The 16,634-nt window shown below is 49.3% G+C and carries 11 protein-coding genes and 1 pseudogene; 1 reads left to right on the forward strand and 11 read right to left on the reverse strand.

Annotated elements, in window-relative coordinates:
* Positions 1-99 precede the first annotated feature (99 nt).
* The 7 genes from FGS84_RS16435 to FGS84_RS16465 all read right to left on the reverse strand — a co-directional run bounded on the left by FGS84_RS16435 (position 100) and on the right by FGS84_RS16465 (position 6,945).
* A complete protein-coding gene (locus tag FGS84_RS16435; protein WP_138309617.1) occupies positions 100-642 on the reverse strand; it encodes a hypothetical protein in 543 nt (180 codons plus the stop codon).
* 92 nt (positions 643-734) lie between these two features.
* Complete coding sequence (locus FGS84_RS16440; protein ID WP_138309618.1) at positions 735-1,325, reverse strand: NUDIX hydrolase; 591 nt, start codon at positions 1,323-1,325, stop codon at positions 735-737.
* A 39-nt stretch (positions 1,326-1,364) separates the two neighbouring features.
* The gene (proC, locus tag FGS84_RS16445; protein ID WP_138309619.1) at positions 1,365-2,162 is read right to left on the reverse strand and encodes a pyrroline-5-carboxylate reductase; all 798 of its coding nucleotides are present in this window, start codon (positions 2,160-2,162) and stop codon (positions 1,365-1,367) included.
* Positions 2,163-2,268: 106 nt separating this feature from the next.
* A complete protein-coding gene (locus FGS84_RS16450) occupies positions 2,269-3,537 on the reverse strand; it encodes a diaminopimelate decarboxylase (RefSeq protein WP_138309620.1) in 1,269 nt (422 codons plus the stop codon).
* A 97-nt stretch (positions 3,538-3,634) separates the two neighbouring features.
* Positions 3,635-5,071 carry a pyruvate kinase gene (gene pyk / locus FGS84_RS16455; protein WP_138309621.1) on the reverse strand — a complete coding sequence of 479 codons (1,437 nt, stop codon included), beginning with the start codon at positions 5,069-5,071 and terminating at the stop codon, positions 3,635-3,637.
* A gap of 66 nt (positions 5,072-5,137) precedes the next feature.
* A complete protein-coding gene (locus FGS84_RS16460) occupies positions 5,138-5,968 on the reverse strand; it encodes a hypothetical protein (RefSeq protein WP_138309622.1) in 831 nt (276 codons plus the stop codon).
* A 35-nt stretch (positions 5,969-6,003) separates the two neighbouring features.
* Positions 6,004-6,945 carry a magnesium transporter CorA family protein gene (locus FGS84_RS16465; RefSeq protein ID WP_138309623.1) on the reverse strand — a complete coding sequence of 314 codons (942 nt, stop codon included), beginning with the start codon at positions 6,943-6,945 and terminating at the stop codon, positions 6,004-6,006.
* A gap of 423 nt (positions 6,946-7,368) precedes the next feature.
* Between FGS84_RS16465 and FGS84_RS16470 the strand changes: the two are divergent.
* Positions 7,369-11,700, forward strand: a pseudogene (locus FGS84_RS16470) (acyl-CoA dehydratase activase-related protein); the annotation flags it as partial.
* A 72-nt stretch (positions 11,701-11,772) separates the two neighbouring features.
* Here the strand turns inward: FGS84_RS16470 and FGS84_RS16475 are convergent.
* The 4 genes from FGS84_RS16475 to ade all read right to left on the reverse strand — a co-directional run bounded on the left by FGS84_RS16475 (position 11,773) and on the right by ade (position 16,629).
* Complete coding sequence (locus FGS84_RS16475; RefSeq protein ID WP_138309625.1) at positions 11,773-12,048, reverse strand: hypothetical protein; 276 nt, start codon at positions 12,046-12,048, stop codon at positions 11,773-11,775.
* A gap of 34 nt (positions 12,049-12,082) precedes the next feature.
* Positions 12,083-12,997, reverse strand: a complete 915-nt coding sequence (locus FGS84_RS16480; protein WP_138309626.1) for a hypothetical protein — start codon at positions 12,995-12,997, stop codon at positions 12,083-12,085.
* A complete protein-coding gene (locus FGS84_RS16485; RefSeq protein WP_138309627.1) occupies positions 12,990-14,522 on the reverse strand; it encodes a DUF3696 domain-containing protein in 1,533 nt (510 codons plus the stop codon). Before FGS84_RS16485 ends, FGS84_RS16480 begins: the two co-directional genes overlap by 8 nt.
* Before the next feature lie 328 nt (positions 14,523-14,850).
* Positions 14,851-16,629 carry an adenine deaminase gene (ade, locus tag FGS84_RS16490; RefSeq protein WP_138309628.1) on the reverse strand — a complete coding sequence of 593 codons (1,779 nt, stop codon included), beginning with the start codon at positions 16,627-16,629 and terminating at the stop codon, positions 14,851-14,853.
* Between the last annotated feature and the right edge of the window lie 5 nt (positions 16,630-16,634).

Here is a 16,634-nt window from a genome sequence, read left to right on the forward strand (position 1 = left end):
CGCCTGTCATAACAGCCGGGCTCCTATAATAACAGCAGTAGGGTGCCTGCTGTCAGCAGGAACAGCCCTGCCAATGATTTGCGGTTCAGTTTCTCCCCGTCATCCAAAAATCCCCCAGAAGAAGGGAGACACGAAAACCTCCAGAAAGGCCCCTGCCCCGGTAATAACCAGCAGAAGAAGGCCCGGCAGGATATGGAGCTTTTTCTGCACCTGTCCCGACCACCCTGACAGCACGTACCACACCAGGAGATAGACCAGACCATGGGGCAGGACCGTACACAGAAATGCGGCGATTCCCAAAAGCCCCTTGCGTATGGTCAGAACGGACAGGACCACAGCCAGGCTCATTCCGGCATAAAAAGTCAGGAATCCGAAAAGCATCTGGCTGCACACTGTAATTCCGGCCAGCCAGCCTCCGCAGGTCTCAAGTGCCCGCTGTCTGAATACGGTCATGAATTCCTTCACGCCCCGGGTTCCTCCCCCGAAGGTACCCGCCGCCCCAAGGATACATCCCTGCACCGTAGGACCTCCAAATGCCAGCGCGGCCGCCGTACCGCAAAAAATCCCTGCCGCAAAGCAGAACAACAGCCAGTCCTCATAGGTGAGCGTCCCCAGACGCAGCCTGAACCACCTCATTCCCATGCACCATCCTCCTGTCCCAGTTTACAGGTAAGAAACATAACCGCTGCAGCTTCTCCCCCTCTACTGTATGACAGGAATCCATGGTTTATGACTTAGAGCATACTGTCCTTTTTATCCACGGAACGGTATTTCCTGGCATAAGCCATTATGGCGGCAATGGTCTTGCCGTCCGTAATCTTTCCGGTATATATCATTTCCTCCAGTTCCTCCAGGGTGCAGGGAACCACATTAATTACCTCGTCCTCGTCCAGATGCTGGTGGGAGGGAATCAGGTTGTGGGCCACAAATATGTCAATGGCTTCGTCGCAGAATGCCACGGTTGTGGTAAGACTCATAAGGTATTCAAGCTTCTCCGGTGATTCCACCTTAAAACCGGTCTCCTCCTCCAGCTCCCGGAACGCACACTCCACCTTGGGCTCTCCCGGCTCATCCAGCTTGCCCGCAGGAATCTCCAGGGTATAGCGGTCCAGGGCATTGCGGTACTGGCGCACCATAAGGATTTTACCATCACCGGCAACCGGCAGAACAGCTGCCGCCCCATCGTGATGGATGAAATCCCATTTTGCCTCATGGCCGTTCGCCAGGACTGTATCCTCATATATCTTAAGGATATTTCCCTTATATTTAAGCTGGCGGTCCAGCCGCACAACCGGTATCTCCGTGTTCTTTTCCTTGTCTTCCATGTCTGTTCCTTCCTCTCTCTGATAATTCGTATATATTTTCTATTTCATACGCTGTGTCTTTTCATAGCAGGCATCAGCTGCCTTGATGACCGCGTTTCTCAGGCCATGCTCTTCCAGGGCCGACACGCCTGCAATGGTAGTTCCCCCAGGGGAACACACCTCGTCCTTCAGCTGTCCCGGATGTTTTCCCGTCTCCAGTATCATTTTAGCGCTTCCCAAAACAGTCTGGGCAGCCATGGCATAGGCTGTCTTTCTGGGAAGGCCGTATTTGACCCCGCCGTCAGCCAGGGCCTCAATGAACATGTACACAAAGGCCGGCGAACTTCCGCTGACGCAGCCAACCGCATCCATGAGCCGTTCCTCCACCAGCTCCACTCTTCCGCAGTGGGAAAATATGGCCTGGATTGTTTCCATTTCCTCCTGGGTGTAAACTGAATCCCCATAAGCCACGCCTGTCATTCCCTCTCCCAGCATGGCAGGCGTGTTGGGCATGGCCCTTACCACCCGCACATTTCCTCCCAGACGCTCCGCGATATTGGCGATGGTAACGCCGGGGGCCAGGGAAATCACCACCTGCTCCGGTGTCACCGCCCCCCTGATTTCTGAGAACACTGCCTCAAAATACTGGGGCTTTACTGCCAGAATCAGGTATTTCACTGCCTCTGCGCATTCCCTGTTGGAATCAGCGTGATTTACCTTTGTCCTGGCTGTCACTGCCTCCATCTTTTCCCAGCGGGCCGACGAAAATATCATATTCTCAGGGCTGTATACCTTTAGAAGCCCGTTTAAAATGGCGCTTCCCATATTTCCCATTCCTATGAATCCTATCTCTGCCATCCTGCATACCTCCTTATCATGAACTTTCAAACCGCAGCAAAGCCCCGGCAGACTGCCTTCTGCAGTGCGCCAGGGCTTCCGGGCATACCTGATGCCTCTTCACTCATCAGTCAATATCTTTGAGTATATCACAAAAATCAAATGTAGCAAAGTAATCCTCAGGAGTTTCTGCCCTGCGTATCATTTCCACAGTGCCGTCCTCCTTTAACAGAAGCTCCGCTGATTTAAGCTTGCCGTTATAATTATACCCCATGGCAAATCCGTGGGCCCCTGCATCGTGGATAAACAGAAGGTCCCCCTTCCTGATTTCCGGAAGCATACGGTCAATGGCAAACTTATCATTGTTCTCGCACAGGGAGCCTGCCACGTCATACATATGGGTACAGGGCTCATCCTCCCGGCCCATGACAGTGATGTGATGGTAAGCGCCGTACATGGCCGGCCGCATCAGATTCACGGCGCAGGCATCCACGCCCACATACTCCTTGTACGTGTGTTTCTCATGGATGGCCTTTGTCACCAGGGCGCCGTAAGGTCCCATCATGAAACGTCCCAGCTCCGTGCACAGGGCCACATCATCCATGCCCGCAGGAACCAGAATTTCCTCATAGACCTTTCTTACCCCGTCGCCAATGGCCAGGATATCATTGGGCTCCTGGTCCGGGCGGTAGGGAATGCCGATGCCCCCGGATAAATTGATGAACGCGATATGGACGCCTGTCTCCTCTTTCAGCTTGACCGCCAGCTCAAACAGGATTTTCGCCAGCATAGGGTAATACTCGTTGGTCACGGTATTGCTGGCCAGGAACGCATGAATGCCGAAATGCTTTGCGCCCTTTTCCTTCAGAATCCGGAAAGCCTGCCCAATCTGCTCTGTGGTCATGCCGTATTTGGAATCCCCTGGATTATCCATGATGTCATTGCTTATTTTAAACAGGCCGCCCGGATTAAAACGGCAGCTGATGGTTTCCGGAATATACCCCAGGGTGTCCTCCAGACACTGTATATGCGTGATGTCGTCCAGGTTAATGATGGCACCCAGCTTCTCTGCATAGGCAAACTCCTCAAGGGGCGTATCATTGGAGGAAAACATGATGTCCGGCCCGGAAAAACCGCAGGCCTTTGACATCATTAACTCTGTCATGGACGAGCAGTCCGTGCCGCACCCCATGTCCTTCAGTATGTTTAGCAGAAATGGGTTAGGCGTTGCCTTGACTGCAAAATATTCCTTATATCCCCTGTTCCAGGAAAATGCCTGCTTAAGCCTGGCGGCGTTCTCCCTGATTCCCTTCTCATCGTACAGATAAAAAGGCGTGGGGTATGTCTTCTCAATCTCCCTTAATTGTTCCAGTGTCACGAATGGCTTCTTATCCATTATCTATCTGTCTCCTTTCCCTTTTTTCGCAAAAAGCCTGTCAGGAAGTACAATATGTACAATTGTACTCCCGGGCAGACTTCCTTGTCCAGTGTTTTTATTCGATATTGATGACTCTCATAATATTAGTCTGGGTGGCGGCCTCATGGCGTCTTGCGTAGGTCACGACCCCGGCCGTAATGACAGCCAGCTCACCCTCATCCACAAGACCTCTGTCCTTAAGCTCTTCCACGGAGTTCTCAATCAGTTCGTCTGTGGACTCTGCGCGGCGTGACCATACCGGTACAACGCCCCACTGAAGCTGCATCTGGCGTACGGTAGCCATGCTGGGGGACATGCCGATGATTCTTGCGCCCGGCCTCCATTTGGAGAGCATCTGTGTGGTAAAGCCTGTGATGCTGGGAGCAATGATTACATCTGCATTCAGGTCATGGGCGGTTGACACAGAGGCAAAGCACACGGCGTTGGAAACATTCTTCATGTTCTGCTCTGTTACCTTCCTCTGGCGGTACCCTGCATAATCCAGATGCGACTCTGTCTCCAGGGCAATGGATACCATCATCCGCAGTGCTTCCACAGGATACTTGCCCATGGCTGTCTCGCCGGAAAGCATCACTGCGTCCGTGCCGTCATACACTGCATTGGCAACGTCCGTCACCTCAGCTCTGGTAGGTCTTGGGTTGCGAATCATGGAATCCAACATCTGGGTGGCTGTAATAACAATCTTACATGCCTCGTTGCACTTGCGGATAATCTTCTTCTGGATGTGGGGAACCTTCTCAGCCGGTATCTCCACGCCCATGTCGCCTCTGGCTACCATGATGCCGTCCGCCGCCTCAATGATGGCGTCCAGGTTCTCAATGCCCTCAGCGTTCTCAATCTTTGCAATGACCTTCATGCTGGAACCCTGCTCATCCAGCATTGTCTTGATTTCCCTGATGCAGTCAGCCGTACGCACAAAGGAGGCCGCGATAAAGTCAAAGCCCTGTCTGATTCCGAAACGGATATCCTCTTTGTCCTTATCTGTCAGGGCAGGAAGCTTAATCTTCACATTGGGAACATTGACGCCCTTTTTCTCTCCCAGCTCGCCGCCGTTGATAACCTCACAGACAATATCCGTGTCCTTCACCTCACGCACTTCCAGCTCAATCAGTCCGTCGTCAATGAGAATCCGGTTGCCCGCTGTCACATCTGCATTCAGCCCGCTGTAATTGATATAGCCGATGGTATCGTCTCCCACCAGCTCCCTGGTGGTCAGGGTATAGGTCTGGCCTTCCTTCAGCGTCACCTTTTTACCGTCCTTCAGCTGTCCGGTGCGAATCTCCGGTCCCTTTGTATCCAAAAGCGCCGCAACCGGGATATCCAGCTCCTTGCGCACTTCCTTTAACAGCTCCAGGCGTCCCAGATGCTCGTCGTAATCTCCGTGGGAAAAGTTAAAACGGGCCACATCCATACCATTTCTGGCAAGCTCCATCATAACGTTTTTGTCGCTGGTATTGGGGCCCATCGTACAGATAATCTTGGTTTTTTTCATGTTTCTTCCTCCATAAAATTGTGAGAGTTTATAGTGTAACGGTTGGTTCAGACGTGAAAATCGGAATTATGATTGGGGGGAATCCGATTTTTTCACGTGCTGGTGTGTATATAAATGATCCATGCAGTACTCATAGCTGCCTTCACATTTGGAACAGTAACGGAACTCCATGCCGGGACTTTCCTCGTCCGTCCTGCCGCAGACCGCGCACTTGTGGTGGGTGCGGTTTACCGGCCGCATGGTCTTTACCTTGAAATCCTGCCTGCGCTTCACTTCCTTGGGACTGTACTTTTTAAAGTCCTTTGTCATCAGGAAGAAAATAATGAAGTTGGCCAGGGACAGGAAAATGGCGATTCTCTGTGGGAAACTGCCGTATACAAATCCGAATACCAGGAAAAAGGCGTCAAACAGCGCCAGCCATTTGGCCTTAATGGCAAGTACGAAATAAATATAAAAGTATTCCTCCGGGAAAATCACCGCATAGGCCAGGAATATGGACATACTCAGGTACGTGGTGTCCAGGTGCATATCCCAGCCCCATATAAAATACACGATGAACTCGGCAAGTATGATACCTATGGCTCCCATAAAAAAGAACACATTAAAGCGGAATGCGCCCCACACCGCCTCCAGGGAACGTCCCAGGGAATAGTACATGAGCGCCGCAAATATAATCCAGAATGGACTCAATGTGGGCGGGTACAGCAAAAATGTCACCAGCCTCCAGACCTGCCCGTGAAGAATGGCCTCCGCGTCCAGGCTCAGGTACCGGGTAAAAAACATGGGGTCCATGTACATCATGACAAATCCCATGATATACATGATAATGATGTAATACATCAGGTTGTGGATAGCATATTTGCCAAACCTTCTCTCAAGCTTATAAAAAAATCTCATCCTATCATCCTTTTCATCTGCCTGTATGGTTTTAATCAGAACAGGTCTTTCTTATTAAATATATACGCAACAAACAGTGACAGCAGCAGGGTCAGGCCCAGTACAATGGCAAAACCATAGGGACTGTCTGCAAAAGGCATGCCGTGGGAGTTTACGTTCATGCCGTAGAAGCTGGCTATCATGGTTGGTATGGAAAGCACGATGGTAACCGTAGCCAGAAACTTCATGACAATATTCAGGTTGTTGGAAATGACCGACGCAAATGCATCCATGGTGCCGCTCAGGATGCCGCTGTATATGTTGGCCATCTCAATGGCCTGCTTGTTCTCCACAATTACATCCTCCAGCAGGTCCGTGTCCTCCGGATACTTCTTTATCTTCTCAATGCGGAGCAGCTTCTCCAGCACCACCTCGTTGGAACGAAGGGATGTGGTAAAGTATACCAGGGACTTCTCCAGCTCCAAAAGCTCAATCAGCTCCTCATTCTTCTGGGACTGGTGGAGCTTGCGCTCAATGACTTCGCTTTTTTTGTCTATAATCCGGAGGTACTGCAGGAACTGGGTAGCGTTTTTATAGAGAATCTGCAGGATGAACCTGGTTTTCATGAAGGTATGGAAATCCCTTACCCTCCCGTCCATAAAGGAAGTGAGCACAGGCGTTTCCTCCAGGCAGACCGTAATCAGCACATCCTTGGTGGTGATGATGGCCAGAGGTATGGTGACAAACCAGTCCTTGCCGTTGCGCTCCTCAATGGATGGAATGTCCACCAGAATCAGGGTGTAATCATCCTCCACCTCTATACGGGACCGCTCCTCCTCATCCAGAGGCGCCCGCAAATGGTCCGGGTCTATCTGATAGGCATCTGCAATGTCAATGATTTCTGAGGCTGTAGGGTTTGTTAACGCAATCCAGCAGCCAGGCTGCATCTCTTCCTTTTCGTGCATAGCACCGTCTTCGGTCTTAAAAATCCGTATCATGCGAACTCTCCCCCATTTTGAAATTATACGTTCTCATTATAGTGACTGCCCCCGCTTTTGTCAAATGAAATAGCCTTCCATTTTCTATTATACCGAATATTTTTCAGATAGAATACATAAATTTTACCTGGACAGGAAAAAGGAGTCCATAGAAACATGCACAATTTTCGCCATTTCTTCACGATTTTTTAACGCCTGTCCCCAATTGTATTTATACTTGTTTTATGTTAAACTCTACTATGAATGTCCAGCATTTCAATGCCGGAATTTGTTGCATAAGTCACAGTATTCCCCATAAAACTGTATTATGATACATGTAAAACAGCTTTACGGTCTCCCAGTACTGCAGGGCATGGTTTTTACCCCATGCATGGCAGAACAGCCGTCAAGTTACAAAGGAGGTCAGGGTAAAACCCCGCATATATGAACTTACATACAAATACCCTTACGCTTGGAATCGATATCGGTTCCACAACCGTCAAAGTTGCACTGTTAAATCAGGCTTCCCATATAGTATTCTCCGATTATGAACGCCATTATGCCAATATACAGGAAACTCTGGCGGGACTTTTAAAAAAAGCCCGTGAGATAACCGGTCCTGTCCAGGTAATCCCTGTCATAACCGGTTCCGGAGGACTTACGCTTTCCTCCCACCTGGATGTTCCCTTTGTCCAGGAGGTGGTGGCTGTTGCCTCTGCGCTTCAGGACTATGCGCCTCAGACCGATGTTGCCATTGAGCTGGGCGGTGAGGACGCCAAAATCATCTATTTCACCGGAGGCATCGACCAGAGAATGAACGGAATCTGTGCGGGAGGCACCGGTTCTTTTATTGACCAGATGGCCGCCCTGCTTCAGACAGACGCATCCGGCCTTAACGATTACGCAGAACATTACAAGGCCATTTATCCCATCGCGGCCCGCTGCGGCGTGTTTGCGAAATCCGATATACAGCCTTTGATTAACGAGGGCGCCACCAGAGAGGACCTGGCTGCATCCATTTTCCAGGCCGTGGTCAACCAGACCATCAGCGGCCTGGCCTGCGGCAAACCCATACGCGGAAATGTGGCGTTTTTAGGCGGTCCCCTCCACTTCCTGCCCCAGCTTCGGGAAAGCTTTATCCGCACGCTGCGCTTAACACCGGAGCAGGTCATTGCGCCGGACCACTCCCACCTCTTCGCGGCCGTGGGAGCAGCCATGAATCCCCAGGAACACCAGGAGGCCGTTGCCCTGGAAACCCTGATTCAGCGGCTGTCCTCAGGTATTAAGATGGATTTTGAGGTAAAGCGCATGGACCCCCTCTTTAAGGACCAGGAAGACTACAGCCAGTTCTGTGCCCGCCATGCCAGCAATCATGTAAAGAGCGCCGGCCTTTCCTCCTACCAGGGGTGCTGCTACCTGGGCATTGACGCCGGCTCCACCACCACCAAGGCGGCGCTGGTAGGCGAGGACGGCACCCTGCTGTACCGCTTCTATGACAATAACAACGGAAGCCCCCTGGCCACTGCCATCCGGGCCATCCGGGAGATAAAGGACCAGCTGCCTGAAAGCGCCCGCATTGCCTACTCCTGCTCCACGGGTTACGGCGAAGCCCTGTTAAAGGCAGCGCTGATGCTGGATGAGGGCGAGGTTGAAACCATCTCCCACTACTATGCCGCCGCCTTCTTTGAGCCGGATGTGGACTGTATCCTGGACATCGGCGGACAGGACATGAAATGCATCAAGATTAAGGACGGCACGGTTGACAGCGTACAGCTCAACGAGGCCTGCTCCTCCGGCTGCGGCTCCTTCATCGAGACATTTGCCAGGAGTCTGAACTACAGTGTGGAGGATTTTGCCAGGGAAGCCCTGTTTGCTGAAAATCCCACGGACCTGGGCACCCGCTGCACGGTGTTTATGAATTCCAATGTAAAGCAGGCCCAGAAGGAAGGGGCCACCGTGGCAGACATCTCCGCGGGTCTGGCCTACTCCGTTATCAAGAACGCATTATTTAAGGTAATTAAGATTACAAACGCTTCCGACCTTGGGAACCACGTGGTGGTTCAGGGCGGCACCTTCTACAACGACGCCGTGCTCAGAAGCTTTGAAAAAATATCAGGATGCCAGGCAGTGCGCCCGGACATCGCAGGCATCATGGGCGCCTTTGGCGCAGCCCTTATTGCCAGGGAGCGGTATCACATGGCCAATGAACCGGAGACTTCCATGCTCTCCCTTGAAAAAATCATCGCTCTTAAGTACAGCACCTCCATGACACGCTGCAGGGGCTGCAACAACCACTGTGTGCTGACCATCAACCAGTTCGGAAGCGGACGCCGCTTTATCTCAGGCAACCGCTGCGAACGAGGACTCGGCCTTGAAAAAGCCAAAAAGGAGATACCCAACCTCTTCGATTACAAGTATCACAGGATGTTTGACTACGAATCCCTGCCCCTGGACCAGGCGGACCGCGGTTCTGTGGGCATTCCGAGGGTGCTTAACATGTACGAGAACTTCCCCTTCTGGGCTGTGTTCTTTAAAAAGCTGCGCTACCATGTAGTGCTGTCCCCCCAGTCCACCAGGCAGCTCTATGAGCTGGGAATCGAATCCATTCCCAGTGAATCCGAGTGTTATCCTGCCAAGCTGGTGCACGGACACGTAACCTGGCTCATCAAGCAGGGCGTGAAGTTCATCTTCTACCCCTGTATCCCTTATGAGCGCAATGAAAGCCCGGACGCCGGCAACCACTACAACTGCCCCATGGTCACCTCCTATGCGGAGAACATTAAGAATAACGTGGAGGCCCTGGCCGAGGAAAACGTGCATTTCATGAACCCCTTCATGGCATTTACCAATGAGGATATTCTCACCGATGCCCTTGTAAAGGAATTTTCCGGAACATTCCAGATTCCGGCTGCCGAGGTCAGGATGGCATCCCATGCCGCCTGGCAGGAGCTGACCGCCTCCCGTGACGACCTGATGAAAAAGGGGGAGGAAACCCTGGCCTGGATGAAGGAACATGGAAAAAGGGGGATTGTCCTGGCCGGCAGGCCCTACCATGTGGACCCTGAGATTCACCACGGCATACCGGAGCTGATTACCTCCTATGGATTCGCTGTACTCACCGAGGACTCCGTATCCCACCTGGGAAGGGTGGAACGGCCTCTGGTGGTGACGGACCAGTGGATGTACCACTCCCGTCTCTACGCGGCAGCCAGCTTTGTGAAGACCCAGGATAACCTGGATTTGATTCAGCTTAACTCCTTTGGATGCGGACTGGACGCAGTGACCACCGACCAGGTGGCTGATATCCTGACCCATTCCGGCAAGATTTATACGGTACTGAAGATTGACGAGGTCAATAACCTGGGGGCAGCCAGGATACGAATCCGTTCCCTGATTGCAGCCTTAAAGGTCCGGGACCAGAGACATTTTGAGCGCAAGGTGGTGTCCAGCGCTTACCACCGGGTAATGTTCACCAAGGAGATGAAAAAGGATTATACCCTTCTCTGCCCCCAGATGTCTCCCATCCATTTTGACCTTCTGGAGCCGGCCATCCGCTCCTTTGGTTATAAGATTGAAGTACTGCAGAACCACAACCGCAACGCCGTGGATGTGGGACTCCAATATGTAAATAACGACGCCTGCTATCCGTCCCTCATTGTCATCGGACAAATCATGGACGCCCTGCTTTCAGGCAGGTACGACCTGGACCACACAGCTGTCCTCATGAGCCAGACCGGCGGCGGCTGCCGTGCTTCCAACTACATCGGCTTCATCCGCAGGGCCCTGGAAAAGGCGGGAATGCCCCAGATACCGGTTATCTCCGTCAATGCCAACGGCATGGAAACCAACCCCGGCTTCACCTTCACCGTGCCCCTGCTGACAAAGGCCATGCAGGCCATTGTGTACGGCGATATCTTCATGCGGGTGCTCTATGCCACCCGGCCCTATGAGGCGGAACAAGGCAGCGCCAATGCACTGCATGAAAAATGGAAGGCCCGCTGCATTGCCTCCCTGTCCAAGAGGAATGCCGCCATGGTGGAATTCGGACGCAATATAAAGGGAATCATCCGGGACTTTGACGCCCTTCCAAGGCTGGATGTAAAGAAGCCGAAGGTGGGCATTGTAGGGGAAATCCTGGTGAAATTCTCACCTCTGGCCAACAACCACATTGTGGAGCTGCTGGAATCCGAGGGCGCCGAGGCAGTGATGCCCGACTTGATGGATTTCCTGCTGTACTCCTTCTATAACAGCAATTTCAAGGCCGAACACCTGGGCTCAAAGAAATCCACAGCCAGGCTGTGCAACGCCGGAATTGCCCTGTTAGAGTACTTCCGCAGGACAGCCCGAAAGGAGCTGACAGCCAGCGTGCATTTCACGCCTCCGTCAGCCATCAATGAACTGGCCCAGATGGCCAAGGGCTTTGTATCCCTGGGCAACCAGACCGGCGAGGGATGGTTCCTGACCGGCGAGATGCTGGAGCTGATTCACAGCGGCGTAAACAACATTATCTGTACCCAGCCCTTTGGATGCCTGCCCAATCACATTGTAGGAAAAGGCGTTATCAAGGAACTGCGCCGGAATTATCCCCAGTCCAATATCATTGCCGTGGACTATGACCCCGGGGCCAGCGAAGTGAACCAGCTGAACCGAATCAAGCTAATGCTGGCAACCGCCCAGAAGAACCTGAAAACAGAGATATCCAGGGAGGACCGGGGAAACGGAAGGCGGCCGGTGGCCACCTTAAGCCCCTGCCTGGGAACCATGTCGCATACATAAGTTAATAAAAGGAGGCTGGAGTGTGCCTGAACAGCACTTCCAACCCCCTTTTTATCTGTATATTTCCATCATTCAATCATGCATTATGAACTGTGGCTTCTCTATTTCCATAGCCCCTTCCATAATTACACTATAGTTATTAAGCTCCCCTTCAGGATATTCCCATGTATTTACTTTAATCATTATATCCTCACCACATTGAGGACATGGGCTTTCAAATATCGCTACATACTCCAATTCAGGTCCCATATTTCGTTCGTATGAGCTTACACATTCTAAATCCATATTAAGAGGGATAACAAAGCCGCATAATTTACATTTAACCCTATATGGTGTTTTAATCCTCAATATTATCTCCCCCTAATTATATAAAAATGTTTTACTAAACAATTTGTTTTAACTGCGATTCTTTTAAGATTATTCTGGACTTATTTTCATTATTATAAATATTAACTATTGTTTGGAATGTATGGCCGTCTCTTCCAAACACTGATAATCCCCGTTCCACCTGTATGATATATCTACTTCCCTGAATAGACCTTGCATGTTGATATTTTACCGATTTAACGTTATAAATAGTAAACTTCCATTTACTGTAATAATTTTTTGAAAACTCTTCTTTAACCATTTGTTCTGAAAAGGATTCACTTACTTTCGAATAAATTTCAATTTCACTTCCGTCTTTTATGTATTTAAGTATATACTTTCTTAAATAGTTTATTCCATCTTTAGTTAATAGATAGTTATCAAAAATTTGCAGATAACTCTCTGTAATCAAAAAACGTCCAAACCATTTTGCTATTGCATCACTATCCTGACCTTCTTCAATATGTTTACCATTTACAGGTAAAGTATACATAGAAAATATGTTAGAGCCTCTATCATCTTTTATATCTGAACTATCAAGAACTGTGATACCCCATTTATCAATAATAGATTTCTTAATCTTATCTTTAGGTTCCATAAGAAGGATTTTATCAGCAGTCTCTCTGCTTAGTGTCACTAGTTCATTATAATATGGATTTTCAGTAACTAATTTACCGTTTCTTTTTGGTGTTACCATTACAGCCCGTTCCTCTGTATATAAAATATCAGCACAAAAATTCCTATACCATTCTTGCCACTGAGGTGCCTTATTCTGAAAATATTCATCATAATAATCCATAAGCGCCTCAGTCAGCACCATTCTATGCTGCCGCAATCTAAGCACCATCTGAATTGTGCCAGAATCAGAATAAAATGCATCTAAATACCCACACTTTTCCAAAATACTGTAACACAATATAATATCAATCATACTTATTCTCCTGAAAAGCCACCTTTTGATTTGCTTTCATTAAAAGACGCGTTAATTCATAATTTTTATCAAAAAAACCAGAAGGCCACGGTTTTTTGAATTGTCCATTATTACATAACTCCATTTTATCAATATAGGAATTTCCCATCTTATCCTTATCAACATAATATATAGCCACTTGATCACTTAAAATCGGAACATCTGGATCTGCAACCAACACTTGAAGTTTTCTAATCAAGTGTTCACTGTGTGTCTCAATCAATACCCTATTAATTTCACCTTTTTTATGATTGATACATTCAACAAACAAATCTGCCAACTGCGCCTGTGCCGCAGGATGCAAATGAATCTCAGGCTGCTCAAAAATCACAGTTTTCTGAACCAATGAATGTCCCACTTGCATCCTTCTGTTATTCCTACCAATGTTTAACAACTGCGTCACTATTGGTAGGACCTGGGATATTCCATATCCTACATCCATAATATTATCCGTCTCTTCATTTCCCTGAACCACTAAACTATACAGCCCATTCTCCATATCCTTGATAGCCAATTTGTATCCCATGGCATCCTGCAGCCAGTCAGATACATCTTCTAACAACTTTCTATTCCCCTGTGCTGCCTGTCTAAGCAACATGCTAGTATTTTCACCATTTACACCGACATCATCATAACTGCTCTCTGAATCCCGATATATACGTTTGGGATTTTCCCTAAACGGACCAATATATGCTAATCCAGCTGCCTCACTCGCTAATTGTCTTCTAATCGCCCTATAATAGGCTGAAATAATTAAAACAGTATCATAAATACTTCTATATTCCATTTTATTTTTCTTATAAATATTATGTTCTATATAATCACCAATTGTATATGAATACCTGAATTCAGGTAACGGTTTACTATTTTTTCTAACCATATCTGCACATAGTTGATTCACTATACTTTCTACATCAAGAAGGGGAATAAACTTATTAAATAGTGTATCTTTAACCTCGCATTCCCTCTCACCATTTTCCCATATTTTTCCATCCTGATTGTAGAGCTTATGAATAACGAACGTATAGCTGTTGACAGAATGCCGGCTTAGGGTAAACACCTTTTCTCCATTTAAATGCAGTTCTGTCTTCTCAACCTCCAGCTTCTTGGAAGGTTTCGCTATATACACCTGCACATCTGCATTCATATTTGCCAAATGTTTCATCAGAGAAAATTCATCTACGGTACTTCTTAACTCCATATTCACAAATCGTGACAGTTCTCGTCCAAAAGATATCCCAAAACCCAGAGGACTACTTTCATGTCTATATGCCACATCATCATAGTTTCCATAATCAATCATATTACCAAATAATAATAACGGCGTTATAGCATCTTCCCTAAAAGTCTGTGCCAACACAACAGGGAAACGAAGAAGGCTGCTTTTTCCACTGCTGTTTTTTCCCACAAATATCGTGATTGGTTTAATCTCTATCTTCCCTGAATATTCAAACGATTTTATATGGTCTAATAAAAACTTCTGCATATTACCTCCTAATTATGAACATTTGTAGACCTGCCCCGGTCACTTATATGTGTTATATATCATTAACACTTTAACGAAATATTCCATCAGTTTAACTTGTGTGTAAAAAGTGCTGGTAGCTGTACCAATTTGTACAATAGCAAGACCGGATTGAGAATGCTAAGTTGGACTACATTCATAAAATCCGGCCTCGACAAACAACAAACTGGTAAGTATATGTCTTGTACAAATATTTCAAAACGTTATTCTTATTTTATCATACCGTAATTGCAGGAGCAAGTTTTTAGATTACTTTTCACTATTTCTCTCTTAATTATAGAATCCTGTTTTATTCCGGAAACAGCGGCACAATCCGTTTTGCAGTCACCTGCACCAATCCCATATCCGACATCTTTGCATCGGGTATAACCGGAAGGGCCAGGGTCACAATGCGCAGCAGGGGATTTTCCATGTTGGTCAGGCCCAGGGCCCGGTTGGCATCCTTCATCGCAGCGCTGTCCTCTGCCAGCTCCTCTGCCGGTTTAAGGGACATAAGGCCTGCCAGCGGAAGGGCCAGGGTATGAAGGACCTTCTTCTCCTTCACTGCGCACATGCCGCCTCCTGTCCTGGCCAGCTCCTCTGCTGCCATAAGCGCCTCCTCCGGGTCATCATACACAATGGTCAGGTTATGGCTGTCATGGGATACCGTGGACGCCAGGGCGCCTGTCTTTGTGCCAAAGCCCCTGACCAGGCCCAGGGCTATGTTGTCATTGCCCTTATACCGGTTGACCACGGCCACAAATTTCAGGTCCTCATCACCGTTTATATCAATTCTGCCGTCCTTTACCGGAACTTCCTCACACACAATATCCGTTGTGGATAGGTTCATGTCATAGTATTTCATCAGATTGACCCTGACCGCTCCCTGGGATACCGGAGGATGGATGGTGAAATCCTCCGCAGTCAGCGGCCTTATGTGGACAGAGTTGGCTGACTCCAGCGGATAGGATTTGTCCTCAATATCAGCCAGCAGCCTTCCATCCTGTGCCACCAGCCTTCCTCCATAGAACACATGGCTGGGCGTCAGTTCCCTCAAATCATCTGCCAGCAGCATGTCGGCCGCATATCCCGGCGCAATGGCGCCCAGGTTCTGCAGTCCGGCTTCCCTGGCTGAATTCAGGGTGGCGCTCTTGATGGCCGCCACCGGCTCCATGCCGTATCTTATGGCCGCCCTGACCACATCATTGATATGGCCGTTGCGGAGGATATCATCCGCCTCCCTGTCATCGGTGCATAGGCAGAAATTGTCAAAGAAACGGAAATCCTTAACCCCGCTCCATATGGCCTCCACATTCTTGGTGATGGAGCTGTCCCTGGCATCCACCCTCATGCCGCTTCTCATCTTTTCCCTTGCTTCCTCCGCTGTCCTGGATTCATGGCAGGTATCCGGGCCGCCGCACAGATAAGCGGACAGCATCCTGCCCTCCACAAAGGGGGCGTGGCCCTGAAGGTACAATCCGTGGTCCTCTGCCGTTCTGATAATATCCATCATGCGGTCTCCGCCATGAATCACGTCCAGGTAATCCATAACCTCCGCCAGTCCCACCACGCGCTCAAGCTCTGCCAGCTCCTCAATCTCCGCCGGCCCGAACTCAGCGCCTGCGTGCTCCAGCCCGGGCACGGCAGGCACACAGCTGGGTATATCTATGAGCTGGCGCATGGGAAGTCCCTCTGAAGCTTCGTGCATATAGCGCACGCCCGCAACACCCCACACATTTCCAATCTCATGGGGGTCCGTGATAACAGTGGTGGTTCCCTTTGGAATCACTGCCTTTGCGAAATTCCTGGGCGTCATCATGGAGCTCTCAATGTGCTCATGAGCGTCTATCAGGCCCGGAATCAGGTACTTACCCTGGCCGTCCACCACCTCTTTCGCGAACTGTTCTTCCCCGCCCGGCGCCTTATATTCCACATGGGCAATGAAGCCGTCATATACATATACGCTGGCCGGATAAATTTCCCCTGTAATGACATTGACCAACTGCACATTTTTGATGGCCAAATCACTTTTTATCTCTCCCAGAGCCGCCCTGAGCAGGGCCCTCTTATCTCTTGGCTGTATTTTCATCTCTG

This window comes from Clostridium sp. 1001271st1 H5 (genome assembly GCF_005845215.1).
Lineage (GTDB): Bacteria > Bacillota > Clostridia > Lachnospirales > Lachnospiraceae > Enterocloster.

Coding starts and splice junctions, on each gene's coding strand:
- FGS84_RS16485 (WP_138309627.1), bottom strand. CDS start 14,522: ATGCAGAAGTTTTTATTAGACCATATAAAATCGTTTGAATATTCAGGG.
- FGS84_RS16460 (WP_138309622.1), bottom strand. CDS start 5,968: ATGAGATTTTTTTATAAGCTTGAGAGAAGGTTTGGCAAATATGCTATC.
- proC (WP_138309619.1), bottom strand. CDS start 2,162: ATGGCAGAGATAGGATTCATAGGAATGGGAAATATGGGAAGCGCCATT.
- FGS84_RS16465 (WP_138309623.1), bottom strand. CDS start 6,945: ATGATACGGATTTTTAAGACCGAAGACGGTGCTATGCACGAAAAGGAA.
- FGS84_RS16435 (WP_138309617.1), bottom strand. CDS start 642: ATGGGAATGAGGTGGTTCAGGCTGCGTCTGGGGACGCTCACCTATGAG.
- FGS84_RS16440 (WP_138309618.1), bottom strand. CDS start 1,325: ATGGAAGACAAGGAAAAGAACACGGAGATACCGGTTGTGCGGCTGGAC.
- pyk (WP_138309621.1), bottom strand. CDS start 5,071: ATGAAAAAAACCAAGATTATCTGTACGATGGGCCCCAATACCAGCGAC.
- ade (WP_138309628.1), bottom strand. CDS start 16,629: ATGAAAATACAGCCAAGAGATAAGAGGGCCCTGCTCAGGGCGGCTCTG.
- FGS84_RS16480 (WP_138309626.1), bottom strand. CDS start 12,997: ATGATTGATATTATATTGTGTTACAGTATTTTGGAAAAGTGTGGGTAT.
- FGS84_RS16450 (WP_138309620.1), bottom strand. CDS start 3,537: ATGGATAAGAAGCCATTCGTGACACTGGAACAATTAAGGGAGATTGAG.